Annotated in this window: 21 protein-coding genes and 1 riboswitch; of the genes, 14 read left to right on the top strand and 7 right to left on the bottom strand. The window is 36.7% G+C overall.

What is annotated here, in order from left to right:
* Positions 1–16: 16 nt before the first annotated feature.
* From ABS917_RS14985 to ABS917_RS14975, 3 genes are all read left to right on the top strand, one after another.
* On the top strand, positions 17–1,135 hold the full coding sequence (locus ABS917_RS14985) for a glycosyltransferase family 2 protein (protein ID WP_350479749.1): 1,119 nt from the start codon (positions 17–19) through the stop codon (positions 1,133–1,135).
* A 12-nt stretch (positions 1,136–1,147) separates the two neighbouring features.
* Positions 1,148–1,633 carry a glycosyl-4,4'-diaponeurosporenoate acyltransferase CrtO family protein gene (locus ABS917_RS14980; RefSeq protein WP_350479748.1) on the top strand — a complete coding sequence of 162 codons (486 nt, stop codon included), beginning with the start codon at positions 1,148–1,150 and terminating at the stop codon, positions 1,631–1,633.
* 98 nt (positions 1,634–1,731) lie between these two features.
* A complete protein-coding gene (locus ABS917_RS14975) occupies positions 1,732–2,457 on the top strand; it encodes a 3-ketoacyl-ACP reductase (RefSeq protein ID WP_350479747.1) in 726 nt (241 codons plus the stop codon).
* A gap of 95 nt (positions 2,458–2,552) precedes the next feature.
* Here the strand turns inward: ABS917_RS14975 and ABS917_RS14970 are convergent, their stop codons facing one another.
* A complete protein-coding gene (locus ABS917_RS14970; RefSeq protein ID WP_350479746.1) occupies positions 2,553–3,107 on the bottom strand; it encodes a GNAT family N-acetyltransferase in 555 nt (184 codons plus the stop codon).
* 114 nt (positions 3,108–3,221) lie between these two features.
* Positions 3,222–4,379 carry an ROK family protein gene (locus ABS917_RS14965; protein WP_350479745.1) on the bottom strand — a complete coding sequence of 386 codons (1,158 nt, stop codon included), beginning with the start codon at positions 4,377–4,379 and terminating at the stop codon, positions 3,222–3,224.
* A 146-nt stretch (positions 4,380–4,525) separates the two neighbouring features.
* Here ABS917_RS14965 and xylF point away from each other — a divergent pair, with 146 nt between their 5' ends.
* The 7 genes from xylF to ABS917_RS14930 all read left to right on the top strand — a co-directional run bounded on the left by xylF (position 4,526) and on the right by ABS917_RS14930 (position 13,341).
* Positions 4,526–5,608: a D-xylose ABC transporter substrate-binding protein gene (gene xylF, locus ABS917_RS14960; protein WP_350479744.1), complete on the top strand. Its 1,083-nt coding sequence runs from the start codon at positions 4,526–4,528 to the stop codon at positions 5,606–5,608.
* Between the two features lie 71 nt (positions 5,609–5,679).
* The gene (locus tag ABS917_RS14955; RefSeq protein WP_350479743.1) at positions 5,680–7,203 is read left to right on the top strand and encodes a xylose ABC transporter ATP-binding protein; all 1,524 of its coding nucleotides are present in this window, start codon (positions 5,680–5,682) and stop codon (positions 7,201–7,203) included.
* On the top strand, positions 7,196–8,350 hold the full coding sequence (locus ABS917_RS14950; RefSeq protein WP_350479742.1) for a sugar ABC transporter permease: 1,155 nt from the start codon (positions 7,196–7,198) through the stop codon (positions 8,348–8,350). The genes ABS917_RS14955 and ABS917_RS14950 overlap by 8 nt, the downstream gene beginning before the upstream one ends.
* 16 nt (positions 8,351–8,366) lie before the next feature.
* Positions 8,367–9,689, top strand: a complete 1,323-nt coding sequence (gene xylA, locus ABS917_RS14945) for a xylose isomerase (RefSeq protein ID WP_350479741.1) — start codon at positions 8,367–8,369, stop codon at positions 9,687–9,689.
* 110 nt (positions 9,690–9,799) lie between these two features.
* Positions 9,800–11,296, top strand: coding sequence for a xylulokinase (gene xylB / locus ABS917_RS14940; protein ID WP_350479740.1), 1,497 nt, complete (start codon positions 9,800–9,802; stop codon positions 11,294–11,296).
* Positions 11,297–11,309: 13 nt separating this feature from the next.
* Positions 11,310–12,320, top strand: coding sequence for a Gfo/Idh/MocA family protein (locus ABS917_RS14935; RefSeq protein WP_350479739.1), 1,011 nt, complete (start codon positions 11,310–11,312; stop codon positions 12,318–12,320).
* Complete coding sequence (locus tag ABS917_RS14930; RefSeq protein WP_350479738.1) at positions 12,313–13,341, top strand: aldose epimerase family protein; 1,029 nt, start codon at positions 12,313–12,315, stop codon at positions 13,339–13,341. The genes ABS917_RS14935 and ABS917_RS14930 overlap by 8 nt, the downstream gene beginning before the upstream one ends.
* Before the next feature lie 61 nt (positions 13,342–13,402).
* On the opposite strand, the gene ABS917_RS14925 is transcribed toward ABS917_RS14930, so the two are convergent.
* The gene (locus ABS917_RS14925) at positions 13,403–14,596 is read right to left on the bottom strand and encodes an MFS transporter (protein ID WP_350479737.1); all 1,194 of its coding nucleotides are present in this window, start codon (positions 14,594–14,596) and stop codon (positions 13,403–13,405) included.
* A gap of 53 nt (positions 14,597–14,649) precedes the next feature.
* Positions 14,650–14,749: riboswitch (purine riboswitch) on the bottom strand.
* Between the two features lie 109 nt (positions 14,750–14,858).
* Positions 14,859–15,701 carry an aldo/keto reductase gene (locus ABS917_RS14920; protein WP_350479736.1) on the bottom strand — a complete coding sequence of 281 codons (843 nt, stop codon included), beginning with the start codon at positions 15,699–15,701 and terminating at the stop codon, positions 14,859–14,861.
* 324 nt (positions 15,702–16,025) lie between these two features.
* On the opposite strand from ABS917_RS14920, the gene ABS917_RS14915 reads away from it, so the two are divergent.
* From ABS917_RS14915 to ABS917_RS14905, 3 genes are read left to right on the top strand one after another with little or no spacing between them, the layout of a single operon-like run.
* Positions 16,026–16,661 (top strand): sigma-70 family RNA polymerase sigma factor, encoded by a 636-nt coding sequence (locus ABS917_RS14915; RefSeq protein ID WP_350479735.1) that lies wholly within the window; start codon positions 16,026–16,028, stop codon positions 16,659–16,661.
* Complete coding sequence (locus tag ABS917_RS14910) at positions 16,642–16,821, top strand: YvrJ family protein (protein ID WP_350479734.1); 180 nt, start codon at positions 16,642–16,644, stop codon at positions 16,819–16,821. The genes ABS917_RS14915 and ABS917_RS14910 overlap by 20 nt, the downstream gene beginning before the upstream one ends.
* The gene (locus ABS917_RS14905) at positions 16,814–17,050 is read left to right on the top strand and encodes a helix-turn-helix domain-containing protein (RefSeq protein ID WP_350479733.1); all 237 of its coding nucleotides are present in this window, start codon (positions 16,814–16,816) and stop codon (positions 17,048–17,050) included. The genes ABS917_RS14910 and ABS917_RS14905 overlap by 8 nt, the downstream gene beginning before the upstream one ends.
* Before the next feature lie 176 nt (positions 17,051–17,226).
* On the opposite strand, the gene ABS917_RS14900 is transcribed toward ABS917_RS14905, so the two are convergent.
* Positions 17,227–17,436: a hypothetical protein gene (locus ABS917_RS14900; RefSeq protein WP_350479732.1), complete on the bottom strand. Its 210-nt coding sequence runs from the start codon at positions 17,434–17,436 to the stop codon at positions 17,227–17,229.
* Positions 17,437–17,447: 11 nt separating this feature from the next.
* Positions 17,448–17,978 (bottom strand): RNA polymerase sigma factor, encoded by a 531-nt coding sequence (locus ABS917_RS14895; protein ID WP_350479731.1) that lies wholly within the window; start codon positions 17,976–17,978, stop codon positions 17,448–17,450.
* 462 nt (positions 17,979–18,440) lie between these two features.
* Between ABS917_RS14895 and ABS917_RS14890 the strand changes: the two genes are divergently transcribed.
* The gene (locus ABS917_RS14890; RefSeq protein ID WP_350479730.1) at positions 18,441–19,151 is read left to right on the top strand and encodes a hypothetical protein; all 711 of its coding nucleotides are present in this window, start codon (positions 18,441–18,443) and stop codon (positions 19,149–19,151) included.
* A gap of 73 nt (positions 19,152–19,224) precedes the next feature.
* On the opposite strand, the gene ABS917_RS14885 is transcribed toward ABS917_RS14890, so the two are convergent.
* Positions 19,225–20,014 (bottom strand): LysM peptidoglycan-binding domain-containing protein (locus tag ABS917_RS14885; RefSeq protein ID WP_350479729.1); only part of this gene is annotated, 790 nt, incomplete at its 5' end.

Raw genomic sequence — 20,014 nt, 5'->3', positions numbered from 1 at the left:
GGAAGGAACAGGATCAATGGAAACTTTGTACTTGGTTGTGCAAATACTATCCTTGCTCGGTTTATTATGTGGTGTGCTGATGTTTTGGTCTATAAGAAAACCGCCAGTAAAAGAGGGGAATCAACCATTACCTACATTGTCGATTGTCATACCAGCAAGAAATGAAGCGCTTCGTTTGCCCCCATTGCTTAAATCGCTTCAGGCGCAAAGTTGGAAGCATTTTGAAATAATTGTAGTCGATGACGGTTCCTCTGATCATACTGCTGAAGTTGCATCGTCATACGGAGCGAAGGTTTTAAAATGTAAACAAGTAGGGGAGATGAGCCCGGGTAAATCCAATGCTTGTGCGTATGGGGCCCAATCTGCAAAAGGGGAATGGCTGCTGTTCTTAGATGCGGATGTTCAGCTTGCCGCCGAGGACAGCCTTGAACGTATTGTAAACAGTTTTAGCAAGCAAGAAGGAAAAGGAATATTATCCATTCAACCGTATCACCGGATTGTAAAACGATATGAAAATTTATCCGTAATATTTAATATTATTGTGCTGACAGGAATGAATGTATTTACAGTTTGGAAAGAAAAGTTTGCGACGGCAGGATCGTTTGGCCCATGTATTCTTTGTGATAAGGAGAGCTATATTACATCAGGAGGGCATGAAGCTGCGGCAGAATCGATTATGGATGATTTTGCGCTAAGTGATGTTTTTATAGCGAAAGCCTTACCGGTGACCAATTATGCCGGAAAAGGGATTATTAATATGCGTATGTATGAAGAAGGGCCAAAGCACCTAATGGAAGGCTGGACAAAAAATCTGGCAACAGCTTCCCAATCTACTCATAAATTTGTCATGCTACTCATTCAGCTGTGGATTTTTGGTGTCATTATGACTGCAATGGCACCCTTCCTCGCCTTTTTAACTAAATCTTCTGTAGCGCTCTTCAGCAGTATTGTCCTCTATTTATTATACGGTGGACATTTGTATTTTCTTGCGAGGAGAGCAGGAGATTTTCATTACATTGTTTTCGTGATCTATCCCTTTTTTGTTTTATTTTTTACAGCCGTATTTTTGTACTCATTATACCGTACGCATATTTTGCATTCGGTAATGTGGAGAGGCAGAAAAATCAAAGTGTAATAGGAGAGAGGTATGACAGTTATTAATGCAATTTGGCTTCTCGTTGTTAACATAGTGGCATGGTTAGTTCTTCACTTTTCGATTTCAGCGCTCTGTTTCAAAATACCTCTACGCTTTTTTCTGAAGGATATTGTATTTCTCCGTATTGCAAAGTGGGAGGAGCACGGGAAGATCTGGGATCGGTTATTTTTAGTGAAGAAATGGAAAAAGCACTTAATTGATGGATCTTCTATTGCAAAGAAAAGTTACAATAAAAGCCATCTGCATGGTACGAAGCAGGAAGAACTGATCGTCTTTGCGGCTGAAACAAAAAGGGCAGAAATAACTCATTGGCTGCTCATTCTTCCTGCACCTCTATTCTTCCTGTGGAATCCTGTTTGGGCAGGCTGCATTAATATCGTTTATGCACTTTTCGCCAACATCCCATTTATTCTAACGCAACGTTATAACAGAGGACGAATTGAGAATATTTTAGGTTTATCTAATCGTGGTAGTTAGAGAAGTAAAACTATACATCAGCCGAACTCAATTTAAGACGTATGGAAGTTCACTATGGTAAAATTTCATTGGAATAATGTATAAAGGAGACGATGAAATTGGGTCAGTCATTACAAGGTAAAGTAGCGGTTGTAACAGGTGCTGCACGCGGAATCGGTAAAGCGGTAGCAGTAGCATTAGCAACAGAGGGTGTGAACGTAGGGATTATTGCACGTTCAGAAGAAGCATTACAGCAAGTGGCGAAAGAAATCGAAAGCCATGGTGTTAAAGCTGCCTATGCAGTGGCGGATGTTTCGAATTTAGAACAAGTACAGAACGCTGCTGCCCATCTAAAAGAAGAGTTGGGTTTAACGGATATTTTAGTTAACAATGCGGGCGTAGGTAAATTTGAAAAGCTCGTTGATATGGACCCGGCAGAATTTAAAGAAATTGTCGACATCAATGTAATGGGGACTTTTTATGTATCGCACACAATTGTACCGCAATTAATCGAAAAAAATGCAGGTGATGTCATTAATATTTCATCAACAAACGGTTTAAACGGCGCTGCAACATCAAGTGCATACAGTGCTTCTAAATTTGGTGTCATCGGCTTAACAGAGTCGCTTGCAGCAGAAGTGCGACGCAACAACATCCGTGTAACAGCATTAGCGCCAAGTACAATCGCAACAGATCTGGCGGATGCACTGAACTTAGTGCCAGATGAAAAAAGAGATCAATATATGCACCCTGAAGATATTGCAGACTATATTATCGCGCAACTAAAGCTGAACAATCGCATGTATATTAAAAATGCAACATTAATGAATACAAATCCGTTCTAATAATAATGCAAAATTAAGAACCGATTGAATTTGAAAAGCCCTTCATTCTGAAAACAGAATGAAGGGCTTTTTTTGTAATGATCCAGATTTTTGTATTAAGCCTGCTGGAATTCCTCTTTTAAAATAGAGTAATATACACTATCTACGAGAGTACCTTTAATCATGTGATTTTTTCGCATCGTTCCTTCATGGGTCATCCCTAAACGCTGCATTACTTTAGCGGAAGCCGCATTTTGAACGTGAGATTCCGCAAATACTCGTTCTAAACCGAGTGTATTGAAGGCTAGATCCAATACAACTTTGCTGGCTTCTGTTATATAACCTTTTCCCCAGAAGCAACGGTTTAACGTAAAGCCGAGTTCACCGCTTTTATTCCATTCATGGATACGGAATTCGATCGCACCAATCATTTTATTGCTTTCTTTTAATACGATCGCATACTTTCCGGCAGGTTCTTTCATAAAATAATTCTCAATCATCTTCTTCGTTTGATCCAGATCTTTGTGGGCATGATAAAGAAATTTAGTTGTTTCTTCATCCGCTGTATATTCGTACATATCTTCAGTATCTTCAATAGAAATTGGACGTAAAAATAGACGTTCGCTTTCCAAATGACTGTTTTTTTCAAGCAATAAATAAAGATTTTCCATTAATTTTCTCCAATAATATGTCTTTTATTCGAGAGTGTTATAGGCTTGCTTATCATAACATAATATACATTTTTTAACTATATTTAGTATATACATTCAATTAGAAAATGGAGATTAATCAAATGGAAGTTGAATGAACTGATCAATGATAAAGGAGGCAGCACCGAGAGCAATTGCACGATCCTTTAATGTTGAAAATTGTACAGAATAGTTATCCCGCTGAAAATGCATAGTATTCGAGTGGATCGTATCTAGTATAGATTGCTCAATAAACTTTTGCGCTTTTATAATACGATTACCAATAATAATTTTTTCGGGGTTAAATGTTTGAATTAAATTGGTGATACCGAGACCGATATAGTAACCGGTTTCCTTGAATAATTGCATAACATCTTCATGGCCTTCTTCGGCTAGAGTTATCAACTGCTCTAATGAAAGTTCTCGTTCTTTTAACATATAAGTCGCATCATGGATAAGGGCATATTCTGAAGCGTATGCTTCCCAACATCCATTACGGCCGCATGTGCATTTACGCCCATTCATGTGAATGATGGCATGTCCGCTTTCGCCCGAATAACCGTTAACACCTAGATAAATATTATGATCAATAATAATCCCGACTCCTAGCCCGATTCCTATACTTAAATATAATAGATTTGAAGTTTCTTTATTATTTTCAAAAATATATTCTGCATAAGCACCAGCATTCGCTTCATTCGAAATATAGATTGGGAAGTCAAAACGATCACGTAAATAGCTGCTGATATCAAAATTTTCCCAACGTAAATTGGGCGCAATAATAATGACACCGTCTTTATTAACAGAACCAGGAACAGCAACGCCTAATCCGACAATCGAGAATGGGCTGGGAGGTACATTTTCCATTAGTAATTCTATTAAGTCCAAAATATTTTTTAAATACGAATCAAGTTGGCTTGTTGGTACGAGTTGGAGATTATCGAAAACAATTTCGCCTTTTAGATTAAAGACTGCTCCGTATAAATAGTTAACACCAATATCAATACCAAGTGCAAAACCGGCTGTTTCATTGAACCTTAATAATTGGGATCTTCTCCCTCCAGTTGAAAAATCTTTCCCGTCTTCTACGATTAGTTGGTCCTCTATCAGTTCGGTTACTAAATTTGCAACCGTTGCTTTTTTTAACCCGATTTCTTCAATGATTTCTCCTCTGGAAACGATTCTTTTAGAGAAAATATAATTTAAAATCTGCTGCTTATTAAATTTCTTCCCTATTTGTTGATTCCAAGACAAAGTAACAATCCCTCCAATACAAAGCGATTAAAAATTTAATTAAAGTATAACAAAAAAACTTTGTTCATCCAATAGACAAACAAATATTAACATGTTATCCTAATTTTAAATTAAGAATATTACAAATATTAAAAGGGGTGTAGTTCATGTATAAATGTAAGGGCTTTCTTTTTGCGATTCTGTTAGTAATGTCGATGGTATTGGTGGCTTGTGGGCAGGATGCAGGCGGTTCAAGCAAAGATACAGGCAAGGCTAATTCAAGTGATTCGGCAGGGGATAAATTGAAAATTGGCTTATCAGTATCGGACTTAACATTGGAACGTTGGCAGCATGATCGTGATTTCTTCGTAGCTAAAGCGGAAGAAATGGGAGCTGAAGTCGTTGTACAGTCTGCAAATGGCGATGAGGCAAAGCAATTATCACAAATTCAAAATATGCTGTCTCAAGACTTAGATGCATTAGTAATTATTGCGATTAATTCGGATTCTTTATCTACTGTTGTAGAGCAGGCAAATGCAGAAGACGTTCCAGTATTAGCGTATGACCGACTGATTAATGGGGCAGATATCAGTGCATATGTTTCATTTGATAACGTACGTGTGGGCGAGATGCAAGCAGAGTATTTGGTGAATTTAAAGCCTGATGGAAACTATTTCCTGATGGGTGGATCTCCAACGGATAACAATGCAAAAATGTTCCGTGAAGGGCAAATGAATATTATTCAGCCATTAGTTGATAAAGGTGATATTACGATTGTCGGCGATCAGTGGGCGAAAGATTGGGATGCAAATGAAGCATTAAAAATCATGGAAAACGCATTAACGGCAAACAAAAACAATATTGATGTTGTCGTAGCTTCAAACGATAATACGGCTGGTGGCGCAATTCAGGCGTTAGAAGCACAGGGATTAGCCGGTAAAGTATTAATTTCCGGACAAGATGCCGACCTGGCGGGTGTTCAGCGTATAGCTGAAGGCTTACAGACAATGACCGTTTACAAGCCGATAAAAGCAATTGCTGAAAAGAGCGCGGAAGTAGCGGTTCAATTAGCAAAAGGTGAGGAGATTTCTGCTACCGATTCTGTAAACAATGGCCAAATGGATGTTCCATTCATAAAGCTAGACCCAATTTCAGTAGGTAAAGATGAACTTATGACAACAGTTATTGAAGATGAATTCCATAGCTATGATGATGTATATAAAAATGTACCTGAAAGTGACCGTCCGTAATTAACAGCAAAAGGAGGGGAGAATTTCCCCCCTTTCTTTTAAATGAGGATATCGAGAATGGTGGTGGAAACATGACTGAATATGTTTTAGAAATGAAAGGAATAACAAAAGAGTTTCCAAGCGTTAAGGCTCTGGACAATGTTACTTTTTCAGTCCGAAAAGGTGAGATTCATGCCTTATGTGGCGAAAATGGTGCAGGAAAGTCGACTTTGATGAAAGTACTAAGCGGTGTTTATCCGGCTGGCACATACAGTGGGAAAATTTTAATTAAAGGCAAAGAAGCAAGCTTCAAAAATATTAAGGAATCTCAAGATGCAGGAGTGGCAATTATTTATCAGGAGCTGGCATTGGTTGGTGAGATGACGATTGCTGAAAATTTATTTTTAGGACATGATTTAATGCGCTCGGCCATTATTAATTGGAATGAAATTTATAAGAAGTCAATTGTAGCACTTGAAATGGTTGGTTTAGATCTGGACCCACAAACGAAGGTATCCGAATTAACGGTAGGAAAGCAGCAACTTCTGGAAATTGCAAAAGCTTTGACAAAGGAAACGGATATTTTAATCTTAGATGAGCCAACAGCTGCTCTTACAGAAAGTGATGTAGCTGTTTTAATTAAATTGTTAAATGAACTTCGAAAACAAGGTGTAACATGCATATACATTTCGCACAAATTAGGAGAAGTAATGGAGCTGGCTGATTCTGTAACAATTTTACGTGATGGTCAGACAATTTCAACGAACTCCATCGAATATCTAACTGAGGAAAAGATCATTACAAAGATGGTTGGTCGTGAACTGACAGAGTTATTCCCTTATGAGGTGCATGAAATTAGTGATAAAAATGTATTACATGTAGAAAACTACACTTCATACAATAAATCAGGAAAAAAAGTTGTATCTAATATTAATTTCAATGTTAAAAAGGGTGAAATTGTAGGCTTTTCCGGCTTGATGGGAGCAGGTCGCTCAGAGCTGTTTATTAGTTTGTTTGGCGGTATGCCTGGAAAAAAAGAGGGTACGGTCAAACTAAATGATAAAACCGTAACAATTAAATCACCAGCAGATGCCATTAAAGAGGGATTTGCATATGTATCGGAAGATCGTAAGCGATACGGTCTAGTACTAGGAATGGATATCTCAAAAAATACAACACTAATTGCATTAAACAAGGTAATGAAACTAAATGTGATTAGCCAGGCACTTGAAGTAAGAGCAGCAGAAGAGATTACAACCAAAATGAAATTAAAAGCACCTAATCTAGACATAGAGGTAGGAAAGCTAAGTGGCGGAAACCAGCAAAAGGTTGTGTTGAGTAAGTGGATTATGAATAATCCAAAACTATTAATCTTAGATGAACCTACTAGAGGGATTGATGTTGGAGCTAAATATGAAATTTATAAAATTATGAATGAGCTTGTTCAACAAGGTGTAGGGATTGTACTAATTTCATCTGAGCTGCCCGAAGTTTTAGGGATGTCAGATCGAATTCTTGTTATGTGTGAAGGAAAAATTACGGGTGAATTTACAAGAGAAGAAGCAACGCAGGAAAAAGTAATGATGTGTGCAACTGGAGGGGAAAAACGTGATTAATGAACAGACAATCAAAAAAGAAAGTAAATTATCCTTCAAATTCGATTTACAATCCTATACCTTAATTCTTGCTTTAATTTTTATTGCTATTATTTTCACATTTTTTACTGAAGGAGAATTCTTATCTTCTCGTAATATTTCCAATTTATTTACCCAAATGTCAATCATAGCTGTACTTGCGGTAGGAATGACATTGGTAATTGTGGCAGGGCACATCGATTTATCTGTAGGTTCGATTGTAGGGGTTACAGGTGGGATTGCCGCAATGCTGCAAGTTTGGCAAGGATGGAGTACACCGGTTGTTGTCCTCGCAGCAATTATAATTGGAGGGTTAATTGGGTTATGGCAAGGATGGTGGGTCGCATACCGAGCAGTACCGGCATTTATTGTTACGCTTGGCGGTATGTTGATATTCCGAGGGGTTCTAATCGGCTTATCGGATGGTCAAACGATTTCATCATTAAACCCAAGTTTTAAACAAATCGGCAACAGTTACTTACCATTTATACCAGGTTATATTATAGCTGCTATAGCCGTTATTTTAATGATAGCTTTCACGGTAAATAGTCGTAGAAAGCGTAAGGAAATGGGTTTATTATTATTGCCTTCTGTAATCGATTATGGAAAAGTGACAGTTTATTCTGTTGTTCTAGTAGTCATTACGTATATGTTGAATCGTTATTTAGGTATTCCTATCCCGTTTTTAATTGTAACGGTAATTGCGCTTGTTTTCATGTTCATTACAACGAAAACGGCATTTGGACGCCGGATTTATGCAATTGGCGGCAACCCGGAAGCAGCGGCATTATCGGGAATAAATATTAAACGTAATACGCTATATGTATTCGTCAGCATGGGTGCTTTAGCGGGAGTAGCCGGTGTGTTATTAACAGCGCGTTTAAATGCAGCAACAGTATCTGCCGGGAACAGTTATGAACTTGATGCCATCGCAGCCTGTGTAATTGGCGGTACATCTCTAATGGGTGGTAAAGGGAAGATTTTTGGAGCGATTATAGGTGCACTAATTATGGCAAGTATTGATAACGGAATGTCGATGATGAATATTGGCGCATACTGGCAGTATATCGTAAAAGGTTTGATTTTGATTTTGGCAGTATGGGTTGACATCATTTCTAAAAACAAATAAATCGGGGGAATATTATATGGCATATTTCAGCAATATCTCAGCAATCAAGTATGAAGGACCAAAATCATCAAATGATTTAGCATTTAAATACTACAATCCAGAGGAAATTGTAGGCGGAAAAACGATGGAGGAAACTTTACGTTTTGGTGTAGCTTATTGGCATACCTTTACGTATGATGGCGGAGATCCGTTTGGAGCAGGAAATATGGAGCGTTCATGGGATAAATTTTCCGGCATGGACCTAGCAAAGGCACGTTTAGAAGCTTCATTTGAATTTTATGAAAAGTTAAATGTGCCATTTTTCTGCTTCCATGATGTAGACGTTGCACCAGAAGGCCAGTCATTGGCGGAAACGAATAAAAACCTGGATGAAATTATTGACATGATGGAAAAATACATGGCTACATCTAAAACAAGGCTCCTGTGGAATACAGCCAATATGTTTTCGAATCCACGCTTTGTTCATGGTGCTGCGACTTCACCGAATGCAGATGTTTTTGCCTATTCGGCCGCGAAAGTGAAAAAGGGCTTGGAAGTAGCAAAGCGTTTAGGTGCTGAAAATTATGTCTTCTGGGGTGGTCGTGAAGGCTATGAAACATTGCTTAATACTAATATGAAGTTAGAGCAAGATAATCTTGGTAAGTTCTTAAACATGGCAGTAGATTATGCAAAGGAAATTGGTTATGAAGGTCAATTCCTGATTGAACCAAAGCCAAAAGAGCCGACAAAACACCAATATGACTTCGATGTAGCAACAGGGATTGGTTTCTTGCGTACGTACGGATTGGAAGAAAAATTCAAATTCAATATTGAGGCAAATCATGCAACATTAGCGGGACATACATTCGAGCATGAATTACATACAGCTCGTATTAACGGCATGCTGGGCTCCGTAGATGCCAACCAGGGTGATACATTACTTGGTTGGGATACGGATGAATTTCCTACAGACCTTTATACAAACACGTTAGCAATGTATGAAATTTTGAAAAATGGCGGCCTGGGAAAGGGCGGTTTAAACTTTGATGCAAAAGTACGCCGTGGATCATTTGAGCAGGATGATTTGTTTTATGCACATATTGCCGGAATGGACTCATTTGCAGTCGGGCTGAAGGTTGCCCATAAGCTATTGGAAGATGGTGTGTTAGAAAAATTCGTAGATAATCGCTATAGCAATTATAACGAAGGTATCGGCAAACAAATTGTTGACGGGACTGTCGGCTTCAAAGAGTTGGAAGAATATGCTTTAGGGCTTGGGGAAGTTAAAAACAGTTCTGGTCGCACAGAAAAATTGAAAATGATTATAAATCAGTACATTTTAAATGCTTTAGCTGAATAATTGTTGTAAAAAAGCTTTTTTGAGGCTAGAGCAAAAGATTTCTACTTTTGGTCTAGCCTTTTTAATAGTAAATAGTTAGTTTTATGCAGTATGAGGGTGGAGGCAGAAAAATGAAGTATGTAATCGGAATTGACCTAGGAACAAGCGCAGTAAAGGCACTGTTAATGAATGAGCAAGGAACCATTGTCGATGAAGCATCAACAAGCTATCCGCTTGTTCATGAAAAGCCAAGTTACTCAGAGCAAAATCCAAATGATTGGGTTACTGGAACTAAAGCGGCAATTCAGGAAATTGTTAAACGGTTTACGGGAGATGTTTCTTCTATTGTAGGAATTAGTTATTCGGGTCAAATGCACGGATTGGTACTACTTGATAAAAACAATGATGTTCTTCGACCTGCAATCTTATGGAATGATACGCGAACAACAGAGCAATGTAAGCGAATTGTTGATTGTGTTGGGCAGGAGGAACTGCTGAGAATCACTAAAAATAAAGCTCTTGAAGGTTTTACGTTACCAAAAATTTTATGGGTAAAGGAATATGAACCGGAAATTTTTAATGCGGTAAAAACTTTTCTATTACCTAAGGATTATGTACGTTTTGTGATGACTGGAAATTTGCATATGGATTATTCTGATGCGGCAGGCACATTATTACTGGATATAGAAAAGAGCGAATGGAGTCAGGAAATAGCTGCAGTGCTGGAAATTGATTTAGCAATATGTCCACCGCTTGTGTCATCGGCAACAGAAGTGGGGCAACTGACAGAGGAATTTGCTAAAAGCACAGGATTAACGGCTGCAACTAAAATTTATGCTGGTGGGGCGGATAATGCTTGTGGGGCAATCGGTTCTGGTGTTGCAGGCGATGGTAAAACAATGGTCAGTATCGGTACATCGGGAGTTCTATTATCATACGAGGAATCCAATTCAAAGGATTTTGAAGGAAAGGTGCACTATTTTAACCATGTTGTAGAGGATGCGTACTATACGATGGGAGTTACGTTGTCGGCGGGGCATTCCCTTAGCTGGTTTAAAGAGAGATTTGCGGAAGGGCAGTCTTATGATGAATTATTTGCGGGGATTGATACAATTGCTGCCGGGAGTAACGGATTATTGTTTACACCGTATATTGTAGGTGAACGTACACCTTATGCGGATTCTACAATTCGCGGAAGCTATATTGGCATTGATGCGGCACATACGAAGCTACATTTTGCGAGGGCTGTGATGGAGGGAATCGTTTTTTCACTGCGTGATTCGTTAGAGATTTTCCGCGCCTCGGGCAAAGATATTACCGAAATGGTTTCCATCGGCGGTGGCGCAAAAAGTCCAGTCTGGCTACAAATGCAGGCGGATATTTTTAATGTTACGGTGTATAAACAAAAAAATGAGCAAGGGCCAAGTATCGGTGCATGTATGATTGCAGCGGTAGGAGCGGATATTTACACAGATTTTGAAGAAGCTGTTCAGGCTTGTGTTCAAGTAGAAGGGAAATTTGAACCGAATCCTGAAAATGTAGAAATATACAATCGACTATATGCAATATATCAACAGATCTATACTCAGACAAAAGCGTTAAATGAACAATTAAAACTATTTCGCTAGGGAGGAATTCACAATGAACACAGTAAAATGGGGCATTTTAAGTACAGCAAATATTGCGCAAACGCAATTAATTCCAGCTATAAGACGTGCTGAAAATGCGGAAGTCATTGCGATTGCCAGTCGTGGCCCAAAGGTACATGCAATCGCTGAAAACTTAGGGATCAAAAGAGCTTATGAGAGTTATGAAGAATTATTAAATGATCAAGAGGTAGAAGTAATTTATATTCCGCTCCCAAATGATTTACATAAAGAGTGGGTCATTAAAGCAGCAAAGGCAGGAAAACACATTTTATGTGAAAAACCTGCTGCATTAAACGAAGCTGATCTAGAAGAAATGATTAAAGTTTGTAATGATGAGAATGTACAGTTTATGGAAGCGTTTATGTACCAATTTCATCCACAGCATATGCGAGTGAAAGAAGTTATAGATTCTGGAGAAATTGGTGAGGTGAAACTTTTTAAATCAAGTCACTCATTTTATTTAACAGATCGTAAAGGTGACATCCGCATGGACGCAGTAAAGGGGGGGGGTGCCATTTGGGATGTGGGCTGCTATTCCGTTCATGCAATGCAATTGATTTTGGGTAAAGAAGTTAATTCACTTTCATTTAAAAGAATTATAGATGCAAAAACAACTGTTGATGTTTCTGCTTTTGGAATAGTCGAGCTGGAAAATGGAATCCATGGCATAATCGATTGTAGTTTTGATATGACAGAACGAAATGAATATGAAATAGTTGGGACGAAAGGAACGGTAAAAGTTAAGAATGCATTTAGACCAGACCGTCTAAGCGGGAATGGACAAATTACTATCAGCACTTTAACAACAGAACGTATCGAACAAACCGCCGGAGACATATACAAGCAAGAGGTTGAATACTTCTCCGATGCTGTACGTACAAATAGAGCCTTGATGGTACAGCATAATTATTCACGTAAGAATGTGAGGATTTTGCATGCAATTCAGCAATCGGTAAACACAAATCAACAAATCGTATTAGACGATTATGTTTGCAATGATTGAAATTAAATCTTTTGGCCAAGTAAACAAGCATCCCATTTATGAAATTATTTTAACGAATACAAATGGGATGTATGTAAGCAGTTGTACCTTAGGGTGTACTATTACTGCAATCGCTACCTCCGATGCTAATGGAATAATTGAGAATGTTGTTTGTTCATTTGATACGGCAGAAAAATATAAACAATATCCGCAGTTTTTTGGTGCGGCAATTGGACCTTTTGCAGGCCGTCTTGAAGATGCTATTTTAGAAATCAATGGAGTTTCTTATCAAGCGAGGGCAAATGAGGGATACCATTTACTGCACGGCGGAAATGACGGTTTTCACAATCAGCTGTGGCAATTTGAAACAGGTGTTTCCTCGCGTGGACCATTTGTAAATTACTTCCTTGATTTTGAATCCGTTGATTTTCCAGGAAAGTTAAATATGTCAATTACCTATACATTAACAGACAGTAACGAGCTAATCATTTCTTATGAAGGTATAAGTGATACAGACACGATTTTAAACTGTACAAATCATAGTTACTTTAATTTAAGCGGAAATTTAAAGCGTATGATTGATGGGCATGCATTAAAATTTCCCAGTAGAAGAATGCTTTATATTGATGAGCGGGGGTTACCGTTGGGCAATATAGAAAATGTAAATGGAACAATATTTGACTTTAATGAAAAGAAATATTTGAGGGAAGTCATTGAAAGTAACTCTACGCAAGTCAAATTGGCGAGCGGAGGCATAGATCATCCATTTCTATTAGAGAAAAATGAAATTGAATTATCGGAAGAAGAAAGTGGCCGCAAACTTACAATCATAACGGATGAACAAGCTTTAGTTGTATATACGGGTAGTAAAATCGGCAGTGGCTACTCATTTAAAGAAGCACCAGCACAGAATTTTTTAGGTATTTGTTTAGAAGTACAAAATGTTCCTAATAGCGTGAAATATAAACATTTACCAAGTTCTATTATAAAAAAAGGAATTCCTTATCAGCACGAAACAATCTACAGATTTACAAATCTATAATAAATATATAGCAAAATAGAAGAAGCACCATTCGATTATAAAACGAATGGTGCTTTTAACTTTATATATTCGAATGATGGGCATCCGAAGTAGAAACTTTTTCTTCTCTTCCGTTTGTTTTTCGAGTTAAAGAAAAGACTGCACATGCTAAAGCAACTAGTACAAGTGCGCCACCGTACCAAGCTGCATGTGAAATTGTGTCTGTTTGAGTTATTACGATTCCGCCAAACGCTGATCCCATCGAAATACCGATCTGTAAAGCCGAATTGTTAAAGCTTTGCTGGATATCGGATGTAGCAGGATCTGTCTGAATCAAGTAGCTTTGCTGTGGTGGTGATAAACTCCAGCTTAGCGCTCCCCAAATCATCATAATCGGTATGAAGACGATAAGAGAGAAGGTTGTGAATGGCAGGATAAAGAGCACGACTGCAAATGAAACTATAACGAAAATGATACTCTTTGGTGCACCGATTTTATCCGAAAGCGTTCCGCCAAATGCGCCGCCACTTACTGCAGCAATCCCGAATAATAAATAGCAAAGACTGATCCAGCTGGAATTCAGACTTAGTTCTGTTTCCAGAAACGGCGTGAAGTACGCGTACATAGTATAGTGGCCTGCCAGCATAAACATTGTTGCGAGATGGGCACTTCCGATTTTGGAGCTTGCAACCGCTTTTAATTGTTGCGTAAGTGGAATTGTCATTTCCCCAGGAACCTTCTCTAAGAAGATTGAGATGAGAATAAATGAGCCTACCGATAAAATCGCGATGCCTAGGAAAATTACACGCCATCCGAAATAATCGGAAATTAAAATGCCAAGCGGTACACCTAATACGAGCGAAGAACTAATTCCCATATAAATGAAACCAAGTGCCTTCGCACGATGCGCCGGGGAAACAACTTTTGCAGCGATGATTAAAGAAAGCACGGTAATCAGTGAAGTACTCATAGCACTTAAAATACGTGCACCCATCATAAATGTGAATGTCACACTGAAATACATCATGATGTTACTGATGAAGAAAATAAACAACGAAATTAGATATAGCTTTTTCCGTTCAACTTTACTCGTTAAAACTAATAACACCGGACCGGCGATTGCATAAATAAGGGCAAATACGGTAATAAGCTGTCCGGCAGTGCTTATTGAAATATTCATATCAGTTGCAATAATTGGGAGAATACCTCCAACGATTAATTCTACCAATCCAACAGCAACCGTTGATAATGCAAGTATTAAAACTTTGAAATTCATATTTTGTCTAACTTCCTTTCTTTGGAAAAATAAAAAAATCCTGATTACAAAAAATGAAAAAAATCATTTTCTGTAATCAGGATTTTATGGTTCCTGGTAGAGACCCTCAAGCCATATTCTTGAGGTTATACAGTTACTATTAACTTGGATGAATGAGCACTTTGATAGTTTACTCGTTTTCGAAAAAAATTTCAAGTATATATTATTCATTAAAAAAGCTTCCCTCGGAATAGAACGAGGGCAGCTTTTTAAATGGAGTTAATTAAAAGCTGAAGTGATCAGGATCCGGCCCGATACGTAAATTTTGGTTAAGGCCATTAATCAGTTCCATATCTTCATTAGTCAGTTCAAAATCAAAAATATCGGCATTTTCTACAATGCGATGTTCTTTCGTTGATTTTGGAATCGTTACAACACCGTTTTGCAGATCCCATCTTAAAATGACTTGAGAAACAGTTTTATTATATTTAGCAGCCAATTCGTTTAGTAGAGGGTTGTCCAATAATTTTGCCTGCATTAGCGGAGACCATGCCTCGAACTGAATGTCGTTGTTTTCACAGAAAGCTTTTACTTCCGATTGAGCTAAGCGAGGGTGGTATTCCACCTGGTTGATCATCGGTTTAATTTCCGCATCTTTCATCAAATCTTCTAAATGGTGAACTTGGAAGTTACAAACGCCGATCGCTCTCACTTTTCCTTCTTTGTAAAGTGTTTCCATCGCACGCCATGCATCTTTGTATTTATCTACAACTGCCCAGTGAATAAGGTATAAGTCCAAGTATTCAAGACCTAATTTCTTTAAGCTTGTTTCGTAGGCAGCAAGTGTTTCTTCATAGCCTAAATCTGTATTCCACACTTTAGAAGTGATGAACAGTTCTTCTCTTGAAATGCCGGTTTCTTTTAGTGCTTCACGGATTGCTTCGCCGACGCCCTCTTCATTTTGATAAACAGCAGCTGTATCGATACTGCGGTAACCGTGTTTAATTGCAAATTTCACAGCGTTTAACAGTTCTGGTCCTTCCTCAACTAAATATGTACCGAGTCCTAGCAAAGGCATTTTAACACCGTTATTTAATGTTGTTGTATCTTGCAAACTTTTGAGCATCGTAAAACCTCCATCTCTAAAATAACACTTAATAGTGCAACTTCAATAATATACCATGATAATCAAAGGAATACCTATTAAATAGGAGTAAAACAGAGCTGATATAATCTTTTTAATTTTCATTAAGGAATCACAATTATATAGAAAAAGTTGTAAAAAAAATAAATAAAAGGTTGTATTAAATTAACTTTAAACTTCTTTATATATTAGAAAGATCATTATGAAAGGTAAAAAGAAATAACCGAGTTTACCTTTCTTTTTTTTATATTTATAAGAACATATGTTTTGTTTTCGGAAAAGAGCAAATAAAGGATGTGATTATGGATGTATTTAGATGAACAAAAAATAAAAGAATTTGAAAAAGAGAATACCAAATTATTACAAAATGATATAGTATCCTCCTTCTTAAAACAACCATTGAATAAACAAATTTATTACAAGGCTATTTCGAACCCAACAAAAGAAAATATGAAAGAGTTAGATAATAAATTTAAGCATTTTTATTTTAATATCAGATTCATATCTCATATATCTACAACATTGCATTTTAATTCTGTTAACTTTGATAAACGACAGAGAAAATTACAATCTAGATTTCAAGCACCACGGAATATCGTCAGAGAATCAGATTTTGAAAGTGAAGAAAATAACTACCTTGAATCTATACCTGATGAAAATGCAATGATTTCTCTAAATACTTTCTTATCAAAAGACGATATTACCAAACAAATTTCAAGCCCTGCTTTATACCAAGCCTTGAATGGATTATCTCCAAAACAAAAGCAAATTATTAATTTAGCTTATGTAAACGGATTAAGTGATACTGAAATTAGCAAACTGTTAGGCAAAAGCCAACAAGCTGTTTCCAAAATGCATAAAAATGCTTTAGGCAATCTTTTAAAATTCCTTGAATCTGATAAAGCGGAAGGTGGGTCTGCAAGTGCTATTAAATACATCTGAATTAATAACTGTAATAGGGAATTTTGGATTTCCAATAGCGATTACTGTATATCTGTTTATACGGTTTGAGAAAAAAATTGAAAACCTAGAAAATAGTATTCTTAAATTATCAAACGTGATAAATGATTTAGAGAAGGGATTGAAAAGAAACCATGAATAAAGACTTAATTACCTTAGTCAAAGAATCAAAATATGATAATTCGGCTTTATTAAATGTTATAACCCTCTTTGAACCAAAATTAAATAAAGTTATTTATCAAACCCAACCACTATATAGAGAAGATTTACAGCAGGATTTATTAATTAAAATGATGAGTTGTATTAAAAAGTATGATATAAACTCGGTTCCAGGATTCTGGGAAATGAAGAAACTATATTCTAAAAACTAAATATAAAACGGCCTTTTAATTGGCCGTTTTCATAATTGTCCTCAAAAAAAGCACCGATTTCCATGCGAAAATGCATAAAAAAAGGTGCTTTTACTTTTCTAAAATATCCCCATTCGTTTATATTATGAAAACATAAGAATAATCTGTTTTTCATAATATGGCTTCTTTGATCATGCTTATTTCGGTTTCGGTCTATCAGTTTCTCCTACCAATTGAAAAAAAGAAGGAGCCTTGGAGAAGTACTTTTTATTTTTCACTTTGGTAATAATCATTAGTAATAATTCTTGTTCCAAATCTTCCTGGTACTGACGCTGTGTTTGTTTTAAAACACTTTTTATTTTCGGGGATAACATACGAACAATTTCTTCTTCCAAATTGTCACTCATAAATTGCCTCCCTATCCGTTAAATCGCTGCTTTATTTGCTTTAATATGATGTTTTTTCTTTTATTCACTGCCTGTATTGTAAGTCCCAACATCTTTGCTACTTCTTTTTCTTCAAGACCTTTAACATAAAGTAAGTACAATAATTCTTTGTTTTTTGGCTTCAGATTGTCGACAATCATATAGAGCTGCTTATTGGAAATGATTTCACTAAGATTCTCATAATTATCAACAGCGTATTCGTCATAGTCATCTTCAACAGTTTCCCGTACCAGTATATCTTCAAATCCATTATCCTGATTTAAAATTAGAGGGTATTTTTCGGAATGGTCGCGTATTTTCTTGTCAAAACGTTGCGCATCAAAATGAAGTGTTTTAGAAAAGTAACTTAAAATTTGGATTTTACGACAGTACTGTGAAAAGTGGTATTCAATGATTTCTTTAGTAAACTCATCTGGGTTGTTCAAATAGTCTAGATATAAAGCTTTCATATTTTCATTCTTTAAAAAAGAAATTATTAAAGGATTTTCCATAGCCCCTTCCATCCTCCCTACTAGTATGGGAACTTATGTTCTTATTTTATCATAAAAAAAAGGTATTCTTCAGTTATTTTCTTTTTTCTCTTTTTCTGCAACAACAATTGAACTGCTAGTATTAAAACAATAATCAAACCGGTGATATCCCTTGTAAAGCTGTTTGGTAATAAAAATACTCCTTTCATTATTTATATTTATTAAAGAGGTAAAATTTATCATTTTTTCAACTTTTTTTGTTCAAATAATTATTAAGGACTTACATATTGAGGGCAAATACTTACTGATTGTTGTTATGTGAACTGTAGGGTTTCATGGTAAGGAAACCAATCTTATATTTGTAAATATTTTACTAGGTTAACCGATTTATGTTACGGTAAAAATTCGAGAAATCTATTATAATTTTTTCAATTAAAATAGAGCTTTTGTTGTAAAACTTAAATATATTTAATAATCAAGGGAGGCAATCATTAATTGAAGAATCTAACAAAGCTTATTTTTTGTAATTTTATTTTACTATTCCTCTTTGGTTGCTCAGTGGATCCAAAAGAAGAAAAGGAAATTGAAGGTTCGAATAATAATGCATCAATAGGTGTAGATGCAAAAGTTTCGGAAGAAGCTTTTATAAAAGGTTCAAGTTCTGTAGGAGAAACAAATGAAAATGAAGGCGACTCCAACAGTAATTTTACTGAAGAAAATTTGAATGCTGATGATTCTTCTAAGGGACTAGTCATGAGAGAACAAAAAGATAGTACTGATAATAATAAGAAAGAGAATAGAGAGCTTTCTAAGTATTCGCCCGAACAAATCGAATATGCTAGAGTCTGGTTGCAACTAGGTCCAAATCAGGAGATAGATGAATTGTATGTGAAAGAAATTTCTGAAGGAACCCTTCTTAATCCTGAAGATAATATGAGCGTAAAATATCCCGAAGATGTTGTACAATTAACTGGTTCACGATTAGTTGATGGCATAGTAACTTATAGTAGTAATGGAGATGGCACGATTAATGTCTATAATGTACCGTTACGCTGGTATGGTGGCTTTACTCCTCCTAAAGATATAGACAAAGAAAAAGTACATCAGGAAATGGAAGATATAATCAATAATACAAAAAAAGTTTATATCCACCCTAACAATGAGGAAAAGATAATAGCGCTTATAAAGAAAATTAAAACTAATTAAGCAAGCTTTCATTATGTTAAAAAATCCAAAAGGGGATGTTCAAAGGTAGAACATCCCCTTAATATATTTGATGTTATTTAAAAACTTGAATACATCGGTTGTAATACATTCTGCGATCTTCTAAACCGTTGTAACCACCATTTACTCTTTTTGTTACAGCTTCAACAGTAGGGTTAGTATCACATAATGCATTCATTTTATTGTTATCCCACCAGAAGCCTGCACTTGTCCAGGGATAGTTGGCTGCTACATAGTTAACACCTTGATTTACGACTTCTTGGTCGCCGATAGCTTGCGAAAACTTTGTATAATTGTAACGCCCTGTTAACTGAATATATCCGCCACCTTTATACTTCGGACCATCCCCGGGTTGAGTATTTCCTAAATCTGCACGTCCTTCGTAGGCTTCACCGGATGCTAACTCTTTTGTCCATCTACCTGCACCTGACTCATGACTACACTGACTAATAAAATGGCGAGCTCTAGAATTTGTCGTAATATTATATCGCTGTAGACAGCTATTCAAATCAGCAATAATCTTGGCAGAAAGATATGTGCTTGACCAACCGATTTGATTTAATTGACTTTCTGTTACATAAGTTACGGCTGAACCGCCGTCGCCTGTATCGCCGCCAGAACCTGTTCCGTTATCATATACTTTCAACACTTGACCCACTTGGATTTTATCTGGATCTGTAATATTGTTCAGAGATTGGATTTCAGCTAATGTCATTCCAAAGCGTATGGCAATGCTACCTAAATTATCTCCGGACTTTACAGTGTATGTTGTTGTTTTCGGTGATGTACCACCGCCAGAACCTGTTCCGTTATCGTATACTTTCAACACTTGGCCAATTTGAATT

The sequence above is a fragment of the Solibacillus sp. genome (genome assembly GCF_040273735.1).
Taxonomy (GTDB): Bacteria; Bacillota; Bacilli; order Bacillales_A; family Planococcaceae; genus Solibacillus.
The sequence above is the reverse complement of the archived record's forward strand: the minus strand, read 5'-3'. Positions and strand labels throughout refer to the sequence as shown.